The sequence below is a fragment of the Exiguobacterium sp. s95 genome (assembly GCF_018618655.1).
In the GTDB taxonomy this organism is placed as follows: domain Bacteria; phylum Bacillota; class Bacilli; order Exiguobacteriales; family Exiguobacteriaceae; genus Exiguobacterium_A; species Exiguobacterium_A oxidotolerans.
In genome coordinates, this window is sequence record NZ_JACSMM010000001.1 from 485,824 (window position 1) to 505,696 (window position 19,873).

The following is a 19,873-nucleotide window of genomic DNA, read 5'->3' on the forward strand; positions in this document are numbered from 1 at the left end:
CCATTTGTATTCATTCCTTTCGAACGTAATTGTTCATGCCTAAGCATTACTCGGTTGTGTCACGTCACCTGTAACATCGATCGACCACGTCAAGATCGTCGTACTGTCCCGGACAGCATGGTGCTTGATCGTCGTCAACAAGGTCAAAACGGCATCCTGCGCCTCCGTATCGCGAAACGCGCGACCGATGTCCGTCGCATCGCTGAACGGTTCACCGGGACATTCGACGAGTCCGTCCGTCGTCAAAAAGATCCGGTTGTGTCCCTGACGCAGTTCACGGATGCCGCGGGTATAACACGGGACAGGTAACGCAAACGTATTGACTTGTCCGATCCATTCAAAGAATTGCCGTTGATTGAGACTGTGTTGACCTAACCCGGCAAGCTCCGGATGGAACAGATGCGCGATGCAATCTCCAACCGACAACCAAAAAACATAGTTTCCTTTCCGGACGACGACTAAACAAGCCGTCTCCCCCCGACACGTCTCGCATCGTGCGCGAAATGTGTCTTCCGTCAATAGTTCGAGGATGATGTGTTCGAACGTCGGAAGGACTGACTCGGCTGCTTGTTCGAGTTGCTGATGCAACCGCTCTTGATACATCAAAAATTGCTCCGCCACGAGTTCGGCACTTTCTGCCGAATTATGGGCATCGAGTAAGACGGTCAACTCCCAGTCCGTCCCCGTCATGACGAGACAACCATCTTCGTTTTTTGTTTGACCCGCCGTCGAGCAGCCACCGAACCGTCCGAGAACGACCGGACCCACCTGCCGTATGTCGATTTGATCGACATACGCTTCTTCACTTCCGACCCAGCTAAACATGCCTGACTCCCCCTATTTTGTCTGTTCTATCGAGAATACCACACCTGCTGTCATTTGGAACATTTTCCCTTTCATTAATCCAAAAAAAGTCCCCCACTTCGACTACGGCTGTAGTGACGTGAGGGATGCGGCTTAATTCGTTGTCATGAATGGCTGGATGAATAATTTTAAGCGTTTTTGATAGTTGACTTGATCTTCGAGATACGTTTGACCATGACCCGCTCCTCGGACCGGATATAACTGCTTCAATCCAGGTTTTGCTTGATACAGTTCATAAACCATCCGCGATGGCATGAGTTGATCGTCCGTCCCATGGATGAACAGTGTCGGAATCATGATTTTGCTCGTTTGTCGTGTCACTGACACGTCACCGTAAAAGAAGTCCTGTTCGAATTTATTGAACGTGCTCGCCATCGCGAGTGACGGTCCTGCGGGATAACTGATCTGTCGATCCGCTAAATGATTGAGCCAGTCATCAAATCGGGCGTAGGCACCTTCAGAGATGACGACTTTGACTTGTGTCGGTAACATTTCTTCTCCAGCTGCGAGTAATGCGGTCGACCCGCCGACACCAAGCCCGTGATAGGCGATGTGACTCTCGTCCCCTGTTTCTTCGAGAAGTCGTTTCGTCCATTCAATCAAATCAAGCCGATCGAGCCAGCCGTAATTCTTTTTCCCACCGTTTTCAGGCTGCCCCCGTCGTTCGACGACTAAGACATTGTAGCCGAATTGTTCATGATACAGCTGCACGAGTGGTGCAACTCCGTCCGGCGTCGCTTGTTCCTCGTCCGGGACGAGAATGACCGATTTGTTTGTTGATTCTGTTGCAGGTAGATAGTCTGCGTGATGAACGCGTCCATCCGTCTCGAACGTCTTCTGTTCGAACGGTTGGGCAGCAGACCATTCAGTTGCCTTGGTCACGGCGTCACTTGATTCATCAGCCGGTTTACCCGCAAGAATCGGTGACGCTTCCGACTCGCCGACTAATGTTTTTTGAATGCGGTATCCGTCAAAACTGATTAATCCGATGAATACGAGTAGTATCGCGAGTACGATTGCTAGTCCTTTTCGCACAACATGAACTCCTCTCTTTTCCTATATAACGCGTTATTCGTTATCATACCGTATGTCCCCTGCTTCTGCACGGTCTGTTTTCAGAAAAGAGCGTTGGTACCAGGTCCGGACGTCCTCAAATTGCTTATGTGTAAAATAACCTGCGTTCAAATGTCCTTTACCACGCAGATTGATTTCAAACTTCAGCAAGTCCTTTTGTTCGAGAAAACGGGAGACGTGTCCCGACAAAGCTTCGATTTTTAAACGCGGTGCATAAATCGTTTCCCGGTTGACGAGTTGGCGACGTAAGACGAACAACTCCTGTTCGAACCCGTAACACGTATTGCGGTACCCCGTCCGGGCAACAACGTAATAGAGCGGTAAAACCAGGTACACCAGCATGCCAATCCATTTAAGCGGGCTCGTCAAAAAATAGACGAGTCCGGCATTGACTGCTGAAAACAAGACAATATACCGGACGAGCCGCCAACGGATGACATAGAAGAATCCGCGGTCGGTCGCATGTTGCATCGGTTTGACACGTTTGAAGCGCGGCAGAAACCGGTCGAGGAAGGCGTCGATTTCCGATTCCCGGATGAAGGGGTGGAACAACATCTGCTCTTCCTTCCCGTTCGCCGATATGACGTTGAGTGACAGGTGGGCACGCTTGAACCGTCGTTTGATCCAGTTTTCCTCGATGAATAAGGCTTGGACCTTATCCTGGTGAAAGATGACTTCCGTCCGGTTCAGTAATCCGTAACGGATGGTCAGCCGTTCATCTTTAAGTGTCGCTTCGAACGAACCGTAACGAACGACGTAGACGACAATCGATCCGATGTAGGCGAGGAGTAAGACAAGCAACCCGATTCCAATCAGGAGGATGAGTGATAAATGCGCCAATTCATTAAAGACACGATCGACATACTTTTCGATATATTGATCAATCAGTTGATACCCTGCAAAGAAACCGACTAGCGCCAGTCCGAGACGACCGGACAAGGCGCCGGCAAAAAACAGGTCGGACAAGCTGACACGAAACGAGTCCATCGTCTCTGTTTGTTCTATCTGTTCGTCCTCTTCTTTAATCGTCGACTTCAAGGAAGTAGCGAACGCGAGCCGGACACCTTTTAATTCGACTTCCGGTTCACCGCCTTCAGAAGACGTTTCGACGGACAGCGTCGCTAAACCGAGCAGACGCTCGAGCAGGTTTTGGTTGATGCCGACGGATTCAATCCGCCGCCGTTGTGTCGTCCGTTCACTTTTACGGAAGACGCCTTTGTTGACACGAATCGCTTGGTCATCAATCGTAAACGTATAAAAATACCAAGAAGTGATTCCAGAAATGAGAAGAACGAGACAAAAAACACTAAAGCCGATGATTGTATACCAACCGAATCCATCGTTCTTTAAATCATTGAACAATAAAAAAGCGAGCGGGATGACCGTCGACCGGAGATGCGTCAGCGTCGACATCAAGATGAATAACGGGTGGACGCGACGTGTCATAGGGATTCCTCCTCTTGCTCCTCGAGTTTCGCGAAGCGTTCGATATGGCGTCTTAATTCGAGTGTGCGTCGTTCCTCGAGACGCTGGATTTCCGCAAATCCGGATGCCGTATTGACTTTGATGTTCATCAAGCCGGCGCGACGTAACAAGGGACCGGTCGATGTATCGATGAACTGAACTTTGACGAGTGGTATGATTTCGATTTTACGGAAGATGACGCCTGACTTGACGCCTAAAAATTCTTCATCGACCTGATAACGGAAATAGTCGTAACGCAGACGCGGTATGTAATAAAACTTTAAGATGAATAACGCGGCCACGAGTCCTGTCACGATCCACATCCACCACGGAGATAAGTCGAGCCACACAATTTGGACGGTTGTCATGACGGCAATCAAAAGCGCATACAAACTAAACCGTATCGCCACATATTGCCGTTCGACTTTGACGGAGTCGAGTGATAACCGTTGCCAGCCACTTTCTAAGGTTGAAGATTGCATCTGTTCCCACTTCCTTTCTCTTAAAACTACGGAGTCCATCGTCAATAAGTTTCACTCGGCTTAAATCGAACATTGACATTTGACCCGAAATCATCGCATATATAGAAGAGTAGAAATGTAATTCTAGGAGGTACCATGCTAACATTTGAAGAAAAATTAAACATCATTGAGTCGTTTCCACAACTCGTCCGAAAAGATGTTTCACTGAACCGTGTCAATTTCCACTTTCCTGAAAGTCAGTTTGAGAAAAAAATCGTCGTCTATCACCTTCATCCGAACGGGAACGGATTCGTCTATGCCGCCGGATTACCGGGCTACGAAGTCGATAACAAAGGACTCGTCAACATCCGTGAGTTTTCTGCTCCTGCCTTGATTCTTTTGCTTGAAGATGCAATCAAATCGTTATCGACGGTCGAGACGGTCGAGACGCTCGAAGAAACGTGGGTCAACGATAACCAGTTCGAACTCACACTTTTGAATGAAGACCTCGATACATGGCTCGTATATGCAGGCGACTTGCTCGATGGTGCCTTCAATTCATACAAAGAAGCGGCAAACTATCTTGAAGAAGAAGGTTTCCGCCGTAAATAACGAACATGAACGGAACTGAATCATTCAGTTCCGTTCATTTTTATAACCAATTGATTTAACGTTTGTTTGACACGTTCTAAATCCTCCTCCGACACGCCGAGTGTCTCTTTTAAGGCGAGCGGAACTTGTTCCGCTTGCTCGCGCAACATATGCCCTTTGTCTGTCAACGTGATTTGGATATGTCGTTCATCTTTCTTATTGCGGACGCGTCGAATTAACTCTGATGCTTCGAGCTTTTTCAATAACGGGGTTAGCGTCCCCGAATCCAAATGCAACCGTTCACCGACGGCTTTCAAGGATTGTTGATCTTCTTCCCATAAAACGAGCATGACTAAATATTGCGGATACGTCAGTCCAAGTGGTTCGAGCAACGGACGATAACGTTTCGTGATTTCCCGCGAAATCGAATAAAAGGGAAAACAAAGTTGTTCATCTAACGATAATGGGTTTGACATGATAGTCCTCCTCGGAAGCAAAGTACTTGCTTTCTTTTTTAAATTGTATACAATCTAATTGTAAGCTACTTAATAATAAGGAATCAACGAAAGGGAGTTATTGATTATGAAACCAATGTTCACATCATCAGCTACAGCAGTCGGAGGACGCGACGGACGCGTCGTTTCAGAAGATGGCGTTTTAGACGTCGCTCTCGCCATGCCAGTCCCAGGATCTAAAAAATCAGCGACAAATCCGGAGCAATTGTTTGCTGCTGGATACTCTGCTTGCTTTGATTCTGCATTAAATCTTGTTGCACGTAAACAAGGCATCAAACATGATGGAAGCGAAGTAACGGCACACGTTACGTTGAACGAAGCAGCAGACGGATTCGCTTTATCTGTTGAACTTGATGTTCTCGTCCGTGGTGTATCGGAAGAACAAGCTGCCGAACTTGCAAAAATCGCACACACAGTTTGCCCTTACTCACGCGCGACAGCTGGAAACATCCAAGTCGATGTTTTCACACGTACGACTGACGCAGCATAAGCATAACATTGTCTGCCCTTTTCTAGTGATATCTACTAGAAAGGGGTATTTTTTTATTGTCAATGGGATGTATTTTGAGGTACCGTGTGTCTTTTGCGTTAAAAATTTAATAATTAATTACGGTAAATGAAATAAATAGTCCGTTATTTTAGAAAACACACTTCTATTAACAGTGTGTTTTCTTCGTTTGTTCGCTTTACAGTTGGTTGACGGATAAAATGACCAACTCGCCGGAGACGATCATGTAATAGGCATCATCGAACCGGTGCCGGACATACCGCTCGGCGTCAATAATCGTCACCATCGGCTCGGCATCTTCTCCGATCGTTTCATGTACATAAAAGCGATCACGCAAGACGCGTTCGAACGGATCCCGGTCTAAAAAACGGGCTCCCGTTCGTAAATTAATCACTTCATGGTGTTGCTCCGACCGGTCGTTGACGATAAAGATCGTCGATTCGACGTCATCATACGTAAAATCAAATGCTTCATAATCACTCCAGCGGATCCGTTCAAGCTCCGTCACGTCCGTTTCGTCACGGATTTGATAAAACACTTCTTCGTTCAAACGGTCCGTATAGGCACTGAAAATCAAAAATCCGGCTTGTTCCCCGAGGTACTGCACCGTATCCCCTTCCCCGTCAAGGCGTAAGAGTGTCTTGAAGGACAGGACTTCTGTCCCTAGTTCGATTTCCGAAACGATCGTCTCAAGTGAAGCGATTAATAACCCTTCCGAGTGATCAATTGGATCTTCCGGAGAAATCAAGCCGCTTTCGAGGGCATCATAAAAGGAAAATTCGTCGAGGCGCGTGTTGCAGACGATATAATCGACGTCTTGGAGTGTGACGAGGAAAAAGTACAGTTCCCGGTAATTTTCCGTCATCCCGTACAGCCGCTTGTCATGGATCAAGTGTTGTTGCTTCGTCTTCGTGTCATATAAAAAGGCAGACGTCACACGGTCGACGTGGAGCAGTACCATGTAGCGTTCATTGAGGACCCAGTACAGTGACAAATCACCCGGGACGTTGAACGTCGCGACCTGTTCCGTCTTCCCGGATAAGAGATCAATCGTCAATAACTCCGTCGCTCCCCCGTTCGCCCGGTCGTGTTCGTTCAAGCAATAGACTTTCTGGTGTTTGACGAACGGACGGGTCGGTCCGTGATCCGTCAAAACGTCTTGCGACAAATCAACTTGTTCTTGATCCTCGAGGTCGAACCGGCTGATATGGTACTGTTCGGCATTGACTTTTCGTCTGAAGTAAATCGAAGATGGCGTGACATGAAGTATGTCCGAGTGATCCGCTGGTAACGCACGCGCGTCTAGTATTTCCATCTTGTGCACCCCTCCTAAGCATGTTCTACTGTTCTTTTCCCACGATTGGTCCCGCTTGAAACAAGGTCATTTCGTGCGTCTACGGAATACGAATGATACAATACAGCTAGATAATACCACGATGGGGAAGGTGATTCGCTTGCACGCACAAGACTTGAATACGATGATGCTCGAATACGTCAATGATAAGGAAGATTATGACGCGTTCGCAGATAAACTAAAAATTTTATTATCCGAGCTGCTCGACGCGGCCGGAATCAAATACCATTCGATCGTCTCACGGACGAAGGATTCGGAAAGCCTCTACCAAAAAGTCTTACGGCAACCGAACAAATACCGATCGCTCAAGGACGTCCACGATTTGACGGGAATCCGGATCGTCACCTATTTCCACGACGACGTCCGGGAAGCTGCCCGTATCATTGAAAATGAATTTTCGATCGACCGCGATCAATCCGTCGATAAATCGACGTTGCTCGATACGACGGAGTTCGGCTACTTGTCTGTCCACTTTGTTGCCGCCCTGAGTGAACAACGCCTGGCCTTAAGTGAATACGGCCGCTTCAAGTCACATACGGCAGAAATTCAAATCCGTTCGATTTTGCAACACGCCTGGGCAGAGATTGAACATGACTTAGGGTATAAAAATCCGAACAGCGTCCCGGCAGAAGTCCGGCGCAGTTTCAGCCGCGTCGCCGGACTGCTTGAGATCGCCGATCAAGAATTCGTCAACATCAAAAAGCAACTCAAACAATTCGAGGATGAGACCGTCCAACAGATCTTATCGGACCCGTATAAAGTCCGGATCACGTCCGATAACTTAAACTATTTCATTGACCACTCCCCTGTCATCAGCGAGCTCGACAAGCGACTCGTCACGTCACAAATGATGCTCGATTCCGACCAGCAACTGATTAATGAGTTGATCCGGATGTTCCATTACGTCGACATCCGCAATTACGGTGAACTAATCGATGCCGTCTCGAGTCATAGCACACTCGCCTTAAAATGCGCTCAAGTCATGCCGAATCCTTTTTTGCCGCGCCAAGGCATCGGTATCGCCTACATCTGTATGGCCGTGACGATTGCCGGGAACGACACGCACCGGATCGATTACTTTTTCCGTCGTTTCTATCCGGAACTTCGGAACGTCACGGAAATCATTACAAAAGTTCAGCCGTCGCATGATGAGATGATTCAAGAGAAAAATATTGATTAAACTAAAATTTTTCACTATACTAAATGGCGGGTAACGAAACTATCGTATGGAAAGAGTGAAGCTAAACATGGCAACGACAATCGAAGTAGCACAACGCGATCAATTGATCGTCGATACAGAAAAAGGACTCCGCATGAACTACCGCGCCATCAAAAAAGATGTTCGCAGCATGTTCACGACCTATTTGACACGGAATGAATTCTTCATTTTGAAGTCGCTTTGCGGGCAAAGTCCACAAATCGCATCCGCCCTGTCGAATGAATTCCAGTTCTCTGCAAGTATGATTACCGCACTTGCTGACGAATTGACAAAAAAAGGCTTGATTTCACGCGAACGCAGTGAACTCGACCGCCGTGTCGTCGAGCTCCGGGCAACACCGGACGGAATTGAACTGTACGGGAAACTTGAAGCAATGAAGATGGAGTACCTGTCGGACGTTTTCTCCGCGTTTTCAGATGCAGAACTTGATACGTTCCGGACACTCTTGACGAAACTCGAGCAACAGGATTAACATTTCCCCCTCTAGCTGACCGAGCTGGAGGGTTTTTTGTACTAGCAACCGAATTGGAGGATGATGAGATGACGCATGCTACTTTAGAGCAGGTGACGACGCTCCGTCAGTCGAAACAGTACGAGCAAGCAAAACAGATGATGCGTGAGCTGTTAGAAACCGATCGTACGAACCCTTACTACCATTTCCAGATGGCCTGGTGCTTCGATAACCTCGGCGAGGAGCAGGCTGCCGTTCCGCATTATGAGTTTGCGATCGCAAACGGCCTCGACACAAGGTTTTTGACGGACGCCTTCATCGGGCTCGGCAGTACATACCGGGCGCTCGGACAATACGCTGCTGCGCATGACACCTTTACGGAAGGCTTAGTACGTTTCCCCGACAGCACGGGACTGAAGACGTTTTTAGCCTTGACGCTGTTTAATCTCAAGCAGCATGAGGAAGCGATGCAACAGTTACTTGACGTCATCACGACGATGACGCCGGACTCCGACGTCCATACTTACAGACAAGCCCTCCGTTATTACCGCGACCATTTACATGACGTCTCAAAGACGTAACCGACTGCCCGCTTAACCGTTCAATGATTCCTTCTCTTCCTCTATTAGCGCGAAAGGAGCTTGTTCATGAAACGACCAGCAGAGGCACAACCGTCAGTCCTGACGATCATTGCCTATAAGTATCCCGACCGCCCCCATTACGAGTGGACTGGCAACATGCTGATAAAAACAGACGACTACGTGCTCGTCCATGGACAAGCAGGCAGAAGACTGGTCCATCACACACGGGGACAGACCTTTACCTACGCGACACAGTCGCTTGAGTTTTATCCCCTGAATGCGCCGTTTACGGTCAATATCGACTTCGATGCATACGGTGCCTCCTATCACTGCAACGTCTGCCTGCCCCCACGGCTCGACGGGGATACCCTTTCCTTCGTCGACCTCGACCTCGATTACGTCCGCAATCAAGCAGGTACCTGGCAGGTCGTCGACCGGGACGAGTTCCTCGTCAATCAACGGACGTTCGCCTATCCTGCCCGACTGATTGAACAAGCGGAAGCTGCCTTGACGGACTTGATTAAACGCGTGACCGAGGGACGGTTTCCGTTCGACGGGTTTCTTCAACAGCATCTGTTCCGGCTAGCGCATCGCGTCAACTGATTCAAGCGCTTCTCGATTCATCTTACGTGCTCCCCTTCGCTTTTCACGGGAATCACTAATTTCCACCAACTGTAAAATAATGACACAAAGAAGACGATCGATGTAGATGGTTAATCCAATCCATCGCTCGTCTATTAATTTTGGTGTTGACACTTTTATCTTTACCTCAAAACAAAAGCAGGGAAGAATGTGTCTTCCCTGCTTTTTTTACGATGATGGCTGTCCTGGGATATACTCCGAGATGATCCCAAGTAACTCCGCGTAGGCCTGTTCAAAATCAATGTTTTCAATCATATAATCATAGTGGTCCCGGTCTTTCCAAGCTTCCGAGTAATCGATGAGCCGTGCTTCGAACTCAGGTGTATCCCCGCGCATCAACAGACGTTCTTTCATCAGATCAGGTGGAACGGACACGAAAATCGTGATGACACGGTCTTCGAACAATTCCTTGAATGCTGCCGCACCTTTCGGATCGATGTCTTTGATGACGATGCCGTTCGTCGTCAGGACGTCCTCATACGCTTGCCGGGGTGTTCCGTACCACGCCCGGTGGACATGGGCGTACTCGATGAACCCCGTCTCTTGAATCAATTGCTGGAACGTTTTTACGTCGACGAAATGATAACTTTCCCCATCTTGTTCGGTCGGGCGTTTCGGTCGTGTCGTCACGGAGGGAATGAACCGGACATGTTCATACTCGTGTCGTAATCGTTTGATTAAGGACGACTTCCCGCTGCCCGATCCACCAATCAATAGAATGATTTTACCTGACATCGTCATCCTCCTTTTGTTGTTGCCTAGTCATGAAATACCCCGAAACACGCAGCGCGAATTGTTCGAGTTCGCTATCGTCGACGACCCCGTAAATCGAACGGATGACGACGAGATACCGATCGTATTCAATGATGCGCGCGACATCATTTCGGGTCATCTGGACACGTTGTTCCGGATAGCTTGCGACGTAGTACCAGTCGACGGCAATACGTTCCGGTGTCGGTGTCGCATAAATCCACGTCTCGCTTTTCAGGTCATGTTCAATCGTACTCTTTAAAGAAAAACGTTGTACGGTCTCTAATTCGGTTTTTGCGTCTTGAAGTCCTGCTTGGAAGTCATCCGGTCGTGTCGCTGACTGTGCAACTTGTTTCGGTTGCGGTTGTGGTATTTTTTGAAAACCAATCTCGAGACCGATGCCAAGCGCAATCAGTGAAGCTATGATTGTCAACACATACCCCTTCCGCATGACGCTTCCTCCTTAGTCGATCGACAGGCGCGCTTTGAATCCTTTTGGATCATTGACGATGACGGCATCAATGCCGATTGCCTCCATCCGTCTGACATCCTCTGCCGACTTCGGAGTATAGACACGGACGGAAATTCCTGCTGCGTGAGCCAGTGCGACGTCTTCTGCCGTCACGCGACGATAATCCGGATGAATGCCCTTCGCCCCGAGCTGCTTCGCTTGTTGCTCCGGGTGAAACAAGGGATACGGATAGAGCAGTGCTGTCTCGAGCGACGGATCAAGCTGACGAATCGTATCAATCGAGTAATGATTGAAGGAACTGAAGATTAATCGATCTGGTGCAAGCTGATGGGCACGGCACCGTTCGACGACGTAGGCCTCGAGACCTTCATAACGGATTGTATCCGTCTTCAGTTCGATGTTGAGGACGATTTGCGTTGGCGCCACGAGCTCTAAGACTTCGTCAAGTGTCGGAATCATCGCACGCTGCGGTCCCGTACCTTTAAAGCGCGCTCCCGCATTCAATTGTTTGAGTTCTGCAAGCGTAAGATCAACGACACGCCCTGTTCCGTCCGTCGTCCGGTCGACCGTTTCGTCATGAATGACGATTCCGACGCCGTCTTTTGAGAAATGGACATCGAATTCGATGCCATCGACGTCCGGTAAGGCTGCTTTGAACGCCTCGAGCGTATTTTCCGGAAACGCGTCACTTGCGCCGCGGTGGGCAAACCATTGCATCACAGCGTTTCGACGACGCGTGTATATTTCTTCGTCAAGTAATCAATCAACGGTTGGACCGTAATCGATTGCCCGGTCGCTGCTTCAATCAATTCGGCCGGCGTCTTCGCTTTTCCGTGTTGGTGGATATTTTCCTTTAACCAATTTTTGATCGGTGTAAACGAACCGCTTGCAATCAGTTCGTCGATGTCTTTAACATCCCGACGCATCGCTTCGTTCAACTGGGCACTGTAGACGAGTCCGAGCGCATAGCTCGGGAAGTAACCGAACGAACCACCTGACCAGTGAACGTCTTGTAAGACACCTTGTGCGTTCGATGGGACATCGACTCCAAGGTATTCTTTATAAAGGCGGTTCCATTCCTTTGGCAGTGCCTTGACTTCGAGTTCACCCGTGATGAGACGTTTTTCAAGTTCGTAGCGGATAATGATATGCATCGCGTATGTCAGTTCATCCGCCTCAATCCGGATCAACGATGGTTTGACTTCGTTAACGGCAGCATAAAATGTTTCGAATGGAACGTCCGTCAATGAAGGAATCGCAGCTTGCAACCCTGTATAACGTGCTTCGAGGAAACCACGGTTGCGTCCGATGAAGTTCTCAAAAAACAATGATTGTGATTCATGAATCCCCATCGATGCTCCTTCACCGAGACCAAGGGAGTCGAGTTCCGGATCGATGCCTTGTTCGTACGTCGCGTGACCGGCTTCGTGCATCGTCCCGAAAACAGAGTTCCGGTAATCCGCTTCATCATATTTCGTCGTGACACGGGCATCTTTGCGATTGATTGTCGTTTGGAACGGATGAACCGTCTCGTCCAAGCGACCGGCTGTAAAATCATAACCGATATCGTTCAACCACTCGTGATTGAGCTTAATTTGTGTCTCCCGGTCTGCTGACCAATCGAGTTTCGGGAATGTTTTCCCATCAAGATCGGTGAGCAACGTGATGATTGCTTGACGGAGCTCCGCGAACAATGGATCGAGCTGAGCGACCGTCATTCCTGGCTCATAGTCATGGAGCAATGCGTCGTATGGGTGATTTTCGTATCCCCAGTACTCGACGAATTTACGTTCTGTCGCGACGATTTTTTCTAAGAATGGTTCGAACATCGCCCAGTCATTCGCATCCTTCGCTTTTTCCCAAACACTTTCCGCTTCCGAAATCAATGTCACAAAGGCTTGATATTCCGCTTCCGGAATTTTTGAGTCCCGATCAAATGCCTGTTTCGCTTTCTCGTACGAGATCGCATCGAGTCCCGTCAACGATTCTTGCCCCATCGCGCCTAACAAGGACTGGTACTGTTCCCCTGTCCGGCGACGGAAACTTTCTGTCGATAAGAAACCGAGTGATTTCGAGCGGTTCGGCGCTGATTGTTCCGGCATGTATGTCCGCATGTCCCAGTAGAGTAAAGCGACTGCTTCCTCATAGGCACCAAGTGCGTCGAAATGGTCGCGCCACTGTTGTAACGTATTCATTCTAAAATCCCCCTTAAAATATGTAATGGTCTACGTTTTTTAGCATATCACAAAATGTTCAAAACATTCATACAGGAACATCTCCTGAAACCTTTGTGGTCATTTGAACGTATAAATTATATAATCAATGTAACGGAGAAAGGATGGACCACACGTGAAAACAGATCAAGAACTGGCGACAGCCATCACCATCGAGTCAAACGGACAAACGCAACTGATTACCGGTCAACCACCTGAGTTAGACTGGATTGGTACGGGACGAAGTGCCTTCGTGTTTCGGATTCAAGGAACGGACCGCGTCATCAAAAAATTTTTCCCTAGCCATCGTCATCTTGCCGTCCTTGAAGGAGCGATTTATGAGCAATTGTCGTCGTTTTCGACGTACGCCAAACAATACGCCTACGGGGCGGATTACCTCGTCATCGAATACATCGAGGGACAGACGTTGTTCGACTGTCTCGTCAACGGGACGTTGATTCCCCGGGACGTCATCCGCTCTGTCGATCAAGCTTTAGCGGACGCACGCTCCGTCGGCTTAAACCCGTCCGACATCCACTTGCGCAACATCATGCTGACGAAAGACGGGACACGGATCATCGACGTCGCACGGTTCCGTCAGACAGAACCGTGCTCACAGTGGGACGACTTAAAGCGCGGGTATGATTACTTTTATTGCAAATCGTATTTTCCGAAAAAGCTGCCGGAGGCTTTTCTGAACACAGTCGCCGATATTTATAAACGCCGGATGTTCGAGTCACACCGTAATACCGGGTGACGCAGATAGATGAAGCGGTAACGTATCTTATGAACGATGAGATACGGTAACGTTTTTCCTGATTCACTTCATAACTCGACTACTGAAACAGGAGAATTCATCCGTTTTCGTCATACATTTTTTGGTATAATCAGGATAGATGAAAAGCAATTCATACCCTGTTTGAAAGTAGGTCGACAGATGAAAGAAATGATTCAAACGCACGATGATTTACTTGACATGCTTGACGATTTACTGCGTGAACCGACCGCATTTTGGAATGATTTTTACGCCGACCGTGACAAACGGATTCCTTTTTTCGTCAACAAGCCGGACGAAAATCTCGTCCGTTATTTTGAACGCGGTATCATCGCACCGGGTCACGTTTTGGAGCTCGGTTGCGGCCCGGGGCGTAACGCGCTGTATTTTGCAAGACAGGGATGTACCGTGACCGCTGTCGATTTATCACGTCAGTCGCTTGCCTGGGCGCGCGAACGGGCGCAGGAGGAGCAGCTCGACGTCGACTTCATCGAACGGAACATCTTTGATTTCCCCCTTGCTAAAGAGGCGTATGACATCGTTTACGATTCCGGTTGCTTCCACCATATCGCTCCGCACCGCCGACGCGATTATCTTACGCTCGTCACCGATTCCTTAAAGCATGGCGGACATTTCGCCCTGACTTGTTTTATCGAAGGCGGTGAGCTCGGCGGATCCGACATCTCCGACTGGGAAGTGTACCGGACACGCAGCTTAAACGGTGGATTAGGATTCACGGAAGAGAAGTTACGGTTGATTTTTGCTGACTTCGACGTGATTGAAATCAGACCGATGCCGATGATGCCGGCGTCCGCGACGACTTTCGGTCGTACTGGACTGTGGACGGCAGTGTTTCAAAAAAAGCACGATAATGGACCTCTGCTATATAAAAAGAACGTAGCAACGTGAGCCCTGATGTGCACCTGACAAAAAACCATGGAGGACGACCTCCATGGTTTTTTGTCACTTTGCTTTTTTTCCAGTCACGCGTTTCGGTTTAGCGAATAACCCGAAATACAATCCGACCAATACGCTGACGATGATCCAGCCATCTGTTTTATCCATCTCGATGCCTCCCGTCTTTCACTGAAGTGTTCCTAAATCATACACCAATGAATGATTACGCGCTTCATGAACACTCATTTCTTTCGACTTACGATTGAAAATGATAATGGAACAATACGAGCACCGACAAGATCAGGGACTGATTTTGCTGCTCCTTGACTTTAAACGTTACGTCGGACCGCAAGTTCGCTTTACTCGTCGCAATCACCTCAGTCCCTCGCCAGACTTTAATCTTTGAGGATAACGTCGAGGACGTGACTTCGTACTCGACGTCTTGATAGGACAGGAGCATGACTTCTTTAAACGTACTCATCCGTTTCAGTGACGCGTCGGTCCGGACCGTGCCTACGACTTCACCGTTTTCGTAGACGAGCCACTTTTGATTCCGCGCTAGAAGAGAACTCCGTTGTTCGACGTAAGAAAACGTACGGTCGGAAAAACTGAAGTTCAGATTCAAGAACCACCCCCGCAGCTTTGCCGAGAGCTGAACAAACAAAAATTGCCATCCTTTTGGATAGCTCCGTCGATAGGATCCAATCTGCTGTGCACCTTCCAGCACGTATTTCGGTCGCCGTGTCGTCCGTTCGACGCAACGTGTCGCTACCGTCTTCGCGCGTCCCACGTACCGCATGTCGCGTCTGATTTGCCAGTAATCGAGAAGCGCGCCACCAAGTGCTGCGAGCAGAAGCAGCGAAATCAGACCAAATTCCAGCCAACTAAACATGCCGGTTAAGAGGAAGCGGATGACCATTCCAATCGTCAATAATCCATACAATAACAACATTTCACCCATCGTCATTCTTGCCTCCTTTTAATACCCGCTCGTTAATCCTGGTTTTAGTGTACACTAGCACGATTACGATAGTAAGGATTATCTAAATGAGTTAAAATATGTTAATGGATGGAATTCAAGGAGGAGATGCAGCATGACTGAACAACGACAAATCGCACTCGTGACCGGTGCCAGTCACGAACGGGATATCGGGGCAGCGATCTGTCGGACGCTTGCCGCACGAGGCATCGAGATTTTTTTCACCGCCTGGCAAGCGGAAGCCGACTGGATCCCATCATTTGAAGCGGAGTTAGCAACATTCGGCGTCCGGGCAAGAGGATTCCGGATTGACTTAGCCGATCCGGATGCAGCCTTTATTGTCCACCAAACCGCTGTTACCACACTCGGCCAACCGTCGATTTTAATCAACAACGCCGCTCACTCGACGCAAACTGACTACTTGTCACTTGACGCCGTAGCGCTCGACGCCCACTATGCGGTCAATATCCGGTCGACGTTACTGTTATCGGTCGAGTTCGCCCGTCACCTGCAAGCGTCACCGTTATCCTCAGGACGGATCATCAACATGACATCCGGCCAGGAACGCGGACCGATGCCGGGTGAACTTGCTTATGTCGCGACGAAAGGTGCGATTTCTGCTTTTACGCAGACGTTCGCCCAGGAAGTTGCCCCGTTCGGCGTGACGGTCAACGCCGTCAACCCCGGTCCGACCGACTCGACTTGGATGACGGATGAGATCCGCTCCGCCCTGCTACCGAAATTTCCCTTTGGCCGCATCGGGGCACCAAACGACGTCGCCCGCTTGATTTCATTTCTCGTTAGTGACGAAGGTGCCTGGATCACCGGGCAAGTTCTGCATTCGGAAGGTGGCTTTATCCGTCAATAATGGCATAATCCGTTAGTCGGCGAACGAAAAGGTCACTGGACGATGACGTCCGGTGACCTTTTCGTTTTCTTATGTTGCATACGAATCAGACGTCATCCCTGCAAAAATTGAGTCAAGGACGGAGCGACGACTTCTTCGCGTTCCAGTGTTTCATGACCGACGACCATCACTTCGCTCGTTACGAGATCCACACATAACAGGTCCCCATCCATGTCTTCGTATCCGATAATGTACCATGATTTTAATCGATCCGCTTGATGGTGTTCGACTTCAATGATACTCCGAAAAATCGCTTGTGATTCCTCAAACAGATCAACCGGATGAACACATGCATAACGTGGCAATCCATCGACATCCGTCAATCGTATTTCTTCTTCCTCAACCGGTAACATCGCCATTACTTGTTCAATCGTCATCACTTCTTCTTCACATCCCTTTTAGGAGCACGTCGCTGTTTCATCTTCAGTTTGATGCTTCTTTATGTTAGTAAACAAAAACAGACTTCGGAAACTCCCGAAATCTGTTAGCATCATGACGTATTTTTCTAGGGTAGCTCAGTCGTTTCGATTGGTCAACCCAAGGAATTGGGCTTTTTGATTAAACAGTTTCCGGTAGGACAGGTAGCCGACCATGACGGAAGACACGGCAGCATTCGTCAAAATCAGGAACAGGATTAATAACTGGTACATGACAGCTTCCATCGGATCGGCCCCACCGATGATCAAACCGCTCATCATGCCGGGAAGCTGGACGAGTCCCATCGTTTTCTGCGCCTCGATCGTCGGAATCATACTCGTCTTAATGGCGCTTTTCAAACTTCGGTCAATCGCTGTTTTCGGAGTACCTCCGAGCGCTAAAATCAGCTCAATGACTTCATCGCCCCGTTCGACCTCATCCTTGAACTTATTCAGGAACAGGAGCGACAAAATCATACAGTTGCCGATCACCATCCCGCTGATCGGAATGACTTCCTGCGCTTCGAACGGAATGATTTGAAGACCGAGCATGATGCCCATCGTCAAGACTTCGACACTGACTAACGTCAGTAAAATAACGCCCGTAATCCCGGGAATTCCGTCACCTTTTTTGATGATGTTGAGCGTTGCCGCGACAATCATCAACAGAATCATCAACCCGATGTAAATTTTACTGTCACTTTCGAAAACGAACGTCAAGATATAACCGACAACCAACAACTGGACGATCGACCGGACCGTCGCTATCAAAATATCGTTGCCAAGTCCAAGCTTTAACGTATATGTCAGCACTAACGGAATCAAGATGAAGACTAAGGCGGAAGCGAGTTGCACGTAACTCATTGGTCGACCCCCTTGACGAACGCTTCGATGACGGGATTATTCGAGTCCTCAATCAACTCAATCGTTCCCTGTTCAATCAATTGCCCGTCTTTTAGGAACCACATGTCATCACTGACACGGCGCGCCTGTTCGAGATCATGCGTAATCCAGATCACCGTCACGTTGAATTCCCGTTGAACTTTTCGGACGAGCGCCTCGATTTCCTTGACCATCCGGTAATCGAGACTTGCCGTGATCTCGTCGAGCAACAGGACATCCGGTCGGTTGACGAGTGTCCGAGCGATCGCGATGCGGCTTTTTTCGCCACCCGATAGTTCCTTGACGTTTTGTGTCAACGGTACCTCTTTCAAGTCGACCCGCTCCAACAGACGTTTTGCCTCTTCCTGTTCCAATGTCTGACTGAAGATCGCTTTCGGAAGATTCAAATTGTCGTACACAGTCCCCGCGATCATCGGGGCACTTTGAAAGGCCATGCCAATCTTTTTTCGAAGCTCCATCATATCGATGTCTTTTAGATCGGTCCCATTAAAATAAATCGCCCCGGCGTCCGGGGAAAGTAATCCGTTGATTTGTTTCAGACACGTCGTTTTCCCGGCACCGCTCGGTCCGACGAGCGTCGTGATTTTTCCTTCCCGAAACGTCCCGGAGATCCCTTTGAGAATCGATTTGTACTGGACATCCTTAAATTCAATGACTGCCACACCACTCCACCTCACCTTTTTGGTCGTTTTTTCTAGTGTAGCAGGGACGGTTGCCGCGCGGACAGCGAGAAGGTTCGACAGATGCACAAGGCTTACACCATACAGATGAACGAATCGCGGACATCACGTCAGACGATAGACCCAGAATTCTTCGCCGTTCGTTTCATCGATCCGTTTGATATCAGTAAAGCCCGCTTGCCCGTAAAAATACTTGGCATGCGTATTTTCTGTGTGTAAGCTCAACACGATTTCATCGACTTCGAAATGGTCTTCGATGAAGCCGATTGCTCGTTTTAAAAACTGCGTTCCTAAGCCTCGTCCTTGATACTGCTGACCGATCATGAACCGGTCAAGCCAGATGTACTTGTCCGTCCGGTTTTCAGCACCAATCATCATGAACCCGACCGGCTGCCTGTTTTCGCATAAGGCATAACAACGCCAACCGTGGTCGTGATCGTTCATCGCTTCCTGAAGCGACTGCGCGTTCGTTTCGATATATACGCGCTGCGCGGCTGCGACTTTTAATCCGAGAACCGCGGCCAGATTCGCGTCATTAATGTCTTCGATCGTCATGAAAGGATTCATTGGCCATTCACCTCCTCTGCGTTCTTGTGATCTCTACAGTCTGCTCAAGACACGAACAAATCCCGCATCGCTTCAACAGACTAAGCGCGATACGGGTTATAGCGTACATGGATCAATGAAACAAGCGATTTTACCGTCCTTCACGAATGACACGTGTTTTCGCAAACTCATCTTCCGGTAAAACGGAGGCATCCTTCAGATAACGCTGACGGTCCTTAAAGAATTTCCCTGCTGTGAATACTTCACGGTAAGCAATCCGTTTAAGGATTTGTGTCGTTTTCAACGGTTGGTCGTCTTGACTGACGACACGAAGTCCCATAACACGACTGCCGACCGTTCGGCCATCCGTCAAGCGTAATTGAACCGTTTCCATGACGACATCGACGACGGACTGGGTGACGATGCCACGGATGACGGGACGTTTGACCCGTTTGAGAACTGTTTCTTCAAGGACATTTACAATGACAGCGTTCACCATCAAGTTAACGACAGCCGCTCCGATTCTTCGTTTTGTGAGGGATTCCATTTAAATCATCCTTTCTCGATTTGAATTTAAAAAAATGCCCCTTCTTTTTCTGAAGAAAGAAGGG

At 48.7% G+C, this 19,873-nt stretch carries 25 protein-coding genes; 9 read left to right on the plus strand and 16 right to left on the minus strand.

The window, feature by feature from the left end:
* Positions 1 to 39: 39 nt before the first annotated feature.
* The 4 genes from KNP99_RS02775 to KNP99_RS02790 all read right to left on the minus strand — a co-directional run bounded on the left by KNP99_RS02775 (position 40) and on the right by KNP99_RS02790 (position 3,884).
* Positions 40 to 825 (minus strand): PP2C family serine/threonine-protein phosphatase, encoded by a 786-nt coding sequence (locus KNP99_RS02775; protein WP_214808964.1) that lies wholly within the window; start codon positions 823 to 825, stop codon positions 40 to 42.
* 132 nt (positions 826 to 957) lie between these two features.
* Entirely contained in the window at positions 958 to 1,899 is a 942-nt protein-coding gene (locus tag KNP99_RS15485; protein ID WP_214766154.1) for an alpha/beta hydrolase, read from the minus strand.
* A 33-nt stretch (positions 1,900 to 1,932) separates the two neighbouring features.
* Entirely contained in the window at positions 1,933 to 3,384 is a 1,452-nt protein-coding gene (locus tag KNP99_RS02785) for a PH domain-containing protein (protein ID WP_214771094.1), read from the minus strand.
* Positions 3,381 to 3,884: a PH domain-containing protein gene (locus tag KNP99_RS02790; protein WP_088837195.1), complete on the minus strand. Its 504-nt coding sequence runs from the start codon at positions 3,882 to 3,884 to the stop codon at positions 3,381 to 3,383. Before KNP99_RS02790 ends, KNP99_RS02785 begins: the two co-directional genes overlap by 4 nt.
* Positions 3,885 to 4,019: 135 nt before the next feature.
* Here KNP99_RS02790 and KNP99_RS02795 point away from each other — a divergent pair, with 135 nt between their 5' ends.
* Complete coding sequence (locus KNP99_RS02795) at positions 4,020 to 4,475, plus strand: hypothetical protein (RefSeq protein ID WP_029330281.1); 456 nt, start codon at positions 4,020 to 4,022, stop codon at positions 4,473 to 4,475.
* 20 nt (positions 4,476 to 4,495) lie between these two features.
* On the opposite strand, the gene KNP99_RS02800 is transcribed toward KNP99_RS02795, so the two are convergent.
* Complete coding sequence (locus KNP99_RS02800; RefSeq protein ID WP_214766158.1) at positions 4,496 to 4,930, minus strand: MarR family winged helix-turn-helix transcriptional regulator; 435 nt, start codon at positions 4,928 to 4,930, stop codon at positions 4,496 to 4,498.
* Between the two features lie 106 nt (positions 4,931 to 5,036).
* Here KNP99_RS02800 and KNP99_RS02805 point away from each other — a divergent pair, with 106 nt between their 5' ends.
* Positions 5,037 to 5,459 (plus strand): organic hydroperoxide resistance protein, encoded by a 423-nt coding sequence (locus KNP99_RS02805; RefSeq protein WP_029330285.1) that lies wholly within the window; start codon positions 5,037 to 5,039, stop codon positions 5,457 to 5,459.
* Positions 5,460 to 5,655: 196 nt separating this feature from the next.
* Here KNP99_RS02805 and KNP99_RS02810 read toward each other — a convergent pair whose 3' ends face one another.
* Positions 5,656 to 6,792, minus strand: a complete 1,137-nt coding sequence (locus KNP99_RS02810; RefSeq protein WP_215193025.1) for a Six-bladed beta-propeller, TolB-like protein — start codon at positions 6,790 to 6,792, stop codon at positions 5,656 to 5,658.
* A gap of 130 nt (positions 6,793 to 6,922) precedes the next feature.
* Here KNP99_RS02810 and KNP99_RS02815 point away from each other — a divergent pair, with 130 nt between their 5' ends.
* The 4 genes from KNP99_RS02815 (at position 6,923) to KNP99_RS02830 (ending at position 9,685) form a co-directional block, all read left to right on the plus strand.
* Entirely contained in the window at positions 6,923 to 8,011 is a 1,089-nt protein-coding gene (locus KNP99_RS02815; protein ID WP_235195154.1) for a GTP pyrophosphokinase, read from the plus strand.
* 67 nt (positions 8,012 to 8,078) lie between these two features.
* A complete protein-coding gene (locus tag KNP99_RS02820; RefSeq protein ID WP_088837198.1) occupies positions 8,079 to 8,522 on the plus strand; it encodes a MarR family winged helix-turn-helix transcriptional regulator in 444 nt (147 codons plus the stop codon).
* A gap of 68 nt (positions 8,523 to 8,590) precedes the next feature.
* Positions 8,591 to 9,082: a tetratricopeptide repeat protein gene (locus tag KNP99_RS02825; RefSeq protein ID WP_088837199.1), complete on the plus strand. Its 492-nt coding sequence runs from the start codon at positions 8,591 to 8,593 to the stop codon at positions 9,080 to 9,082.
* Between the two features lie 66 nt (positions 9,083 to 9,148).
* Positions 9,149 to 9,685: a DUF402 domain-containing protein gene (locus KNP99_RS02830; protein ID WP_215193026.1), complete on the plus strand. Its 537-nt coding sequence runs from the start codon at positions 9,149 to 9,151 to the stop codon at positions 9,683 to 9,685.
* 207 nt (positions 9,686 to 9,892) lie between these two features.
* Here KNP99_RS02830 and KNP99_RS02835 read toward each other — a convergent pair whose 3' ends face one another.
* From KNP99_RS02835 to KNP99_RS02850, 4 genes are read right to left on the minus strand one after another with little or no spacing between them, the layout of a single operon-like run.
* On the minus strand, positions 9,893 to 10,459 hold the full coding sequence (locus tag KNP99_RS02835; protein WP_088837202.1) for a guanylate kinase: 567 nt from the start codon (positions 10,457 to 10,459) through the stop codon (positions 9,893 to 9,895).
* The gene (locus KNP99_RS02840; RefSeq protein ID WP_088837203.1) at positions 10,449 to 10,925 is read right to left on the minus strand and encodes a hypothetical protein; all 477 of its coding nucleotides are present in this window, start codon (positions 10,923 to 10,925) and stop codon (positions 10,449 to 10,451) included. Before KNP99_RS02840 ends, KNP99_RS02835 begins: the two co-directional genes overlap by 11 nt.
* A 12-nt stretch (positions 10,926 to 10,937) precedes the next feature.
* Positions 10,938 to 11,663, minus strand: coding sequence for a glycerophosphodiester phosphodiesterase (locus tag KNP99_RS02845; RefSeq protein WP_251133038.1), 726 nt, complete (start codon positions 11,661 to 11,663; stop codon positions 10,938 to 10,940).
* Complete coding sequence (locus KNP99_RS02850) at positions 11,663 to 13,141, minus strand: carboxypeptidase M32 (RefSeq protein ID WP_088837205.1); 1,479 nt, start codon at positions 13,139 to 13,141, stop codon at positions 11,663 to 11,665. Before KNP99_RS02850 ends, KNP99_RS02845 begins: the two co-directional genes overlap by 1 nt.
* A gap of 154 nt (positions 13,142 to 13,295) precedes the next feature.
* Between KNP99_RS02850 and KNP99_RS02855 the strand changes: the two genes are divergently transcribed.
* Together KNP99_RS02855 and KNP99_RS02860 are read left to right on the plus strand one after the other, a co-directional pair.
* Positions 13,296 to 13,916, plus strand: a complete 621-nt coding sequence (locus tag KNP99_RS02855) for a lipopolysaccharide core heptose(II) kinase RfaY (protein WP_088837206.1) — start codon at positions 13,296 to 13,298, stop codon at positions 13,914 to 13,916.
* 180 nt (positions 13,917 to 14,096) lie between these two features.
* Complete coding sequence (locus tag KNP99_RS02860) at positions 14,097 to 14,843, plus strand: class I SAM-dependent methyltransferase (RefSeq protein ID WP_214766168.1); 747 nt, start codon at positions 14,097 to 14,099, stop codon at positions 14,841 to 14,843.
* 244 nt (positions 14,844 to 15,087) lie between these two features.
* Here the strand turns inward: KNP99_RS02860 and KNP99_RS02865 are convergent, their stop codons facing one another.
* Positions 15,088 to 15,798 (minus strand): tubby C-terminal domain-like protein, encoded by a 711-nt coding sequence (locus KNP99_RS02865; RefSeq protein ID WP_215193028.1) that lies wholly within the window; start codon positions 15,796 to 15,798, stop codon positions 15,088 to 15,090.
* 127 nt (positions 15,799 to 15,925) lie between these two features.
* Between KNP99_RS02865 and KNP99_RS02870 the strand changes: the two genes are divergently transcribed.
* Complete coding sequence (locus KNP99_RS02870; protein WP_215193029.1) at positions 15,926 to 16,678, plus strand: SDR family oxidoreductase; 753 nt, start codon at positions 15,926 to 15,928, stop codon at positions 16,676 to 16,678.
* Between the two features lie 92 nt (positions 16,679 to 16,770).
* Here KNP99_RS02870 and KNP99_RS02875 read toward each other — a convergent pair whose 3' ends face one another.
* The 5 genes from KNP99_RS02875 to KNP99_RS02895 form a co-directional block, all read right to left on the minus strand.
* A complete protein-coding gene (locus KNP99_RS02875; RefSeq protein ID WP_157898485.1) occupies positions 16,771 to 17,097 on the minus strand; it encodes an SMI1/KNR4 family protein in 327 nt (108 codons plus the stop codon).
* Between the two features lie 135 nt (positions 17,098 to 17,232).
* Positions 17,233 to 17,997 (minus strand): ABC transporter permease, encoded by a 765-nt coding sequence (locus KNP99_RS02880; protein WP_215193030.1) that lies wholly within the window; start codon positions 17,995 to 17,997, stop codon positions 17,233 to 17,235.
* Positions 17,994 to 18,698, minus strand: coding sequence for an ABC transporter ATP-binding protein (locus KNP99_RS02885; RefSeq protein WP_215193031.1), 705 nt, complete (start codon positions 18,696 to 18,698; stop codon positions 17,994 to 17,996). Before KNP99_RS02885 ends, KNP99_RS02880 begins: the two co-directional genes overlap by 4 nt.
* Positions 18,699 to 18,821: 123 nt before the next feature.
* Positions 18,822 to 19,283 carry a GNAT family N-acetyltransferase gene (locus KNP99_RS02890; RefSeq protein WP_215193032.1) on the minus strand — a complete coding sequence of 154 codons (462 nt, stop codon included), beginning with the start codon at positions 19,281 to 19,283 and terminating at the stop codon, positions 18,822 to 18,824.
* Positions 19,284 to 19,413: 130 nt separating this feature from the next.
* A complete protein-coding gene (locus tag KNP99_RS02895; RefSeq protein WP_215193033.1) occupies positions 19,414 to 19,809 on the minus strand; it encodes an RDD family protein in 396 nt (131 codons plus the stop codon).
* Positions 19,810 to 19,873: the final 64 nt, after the last annotated feature.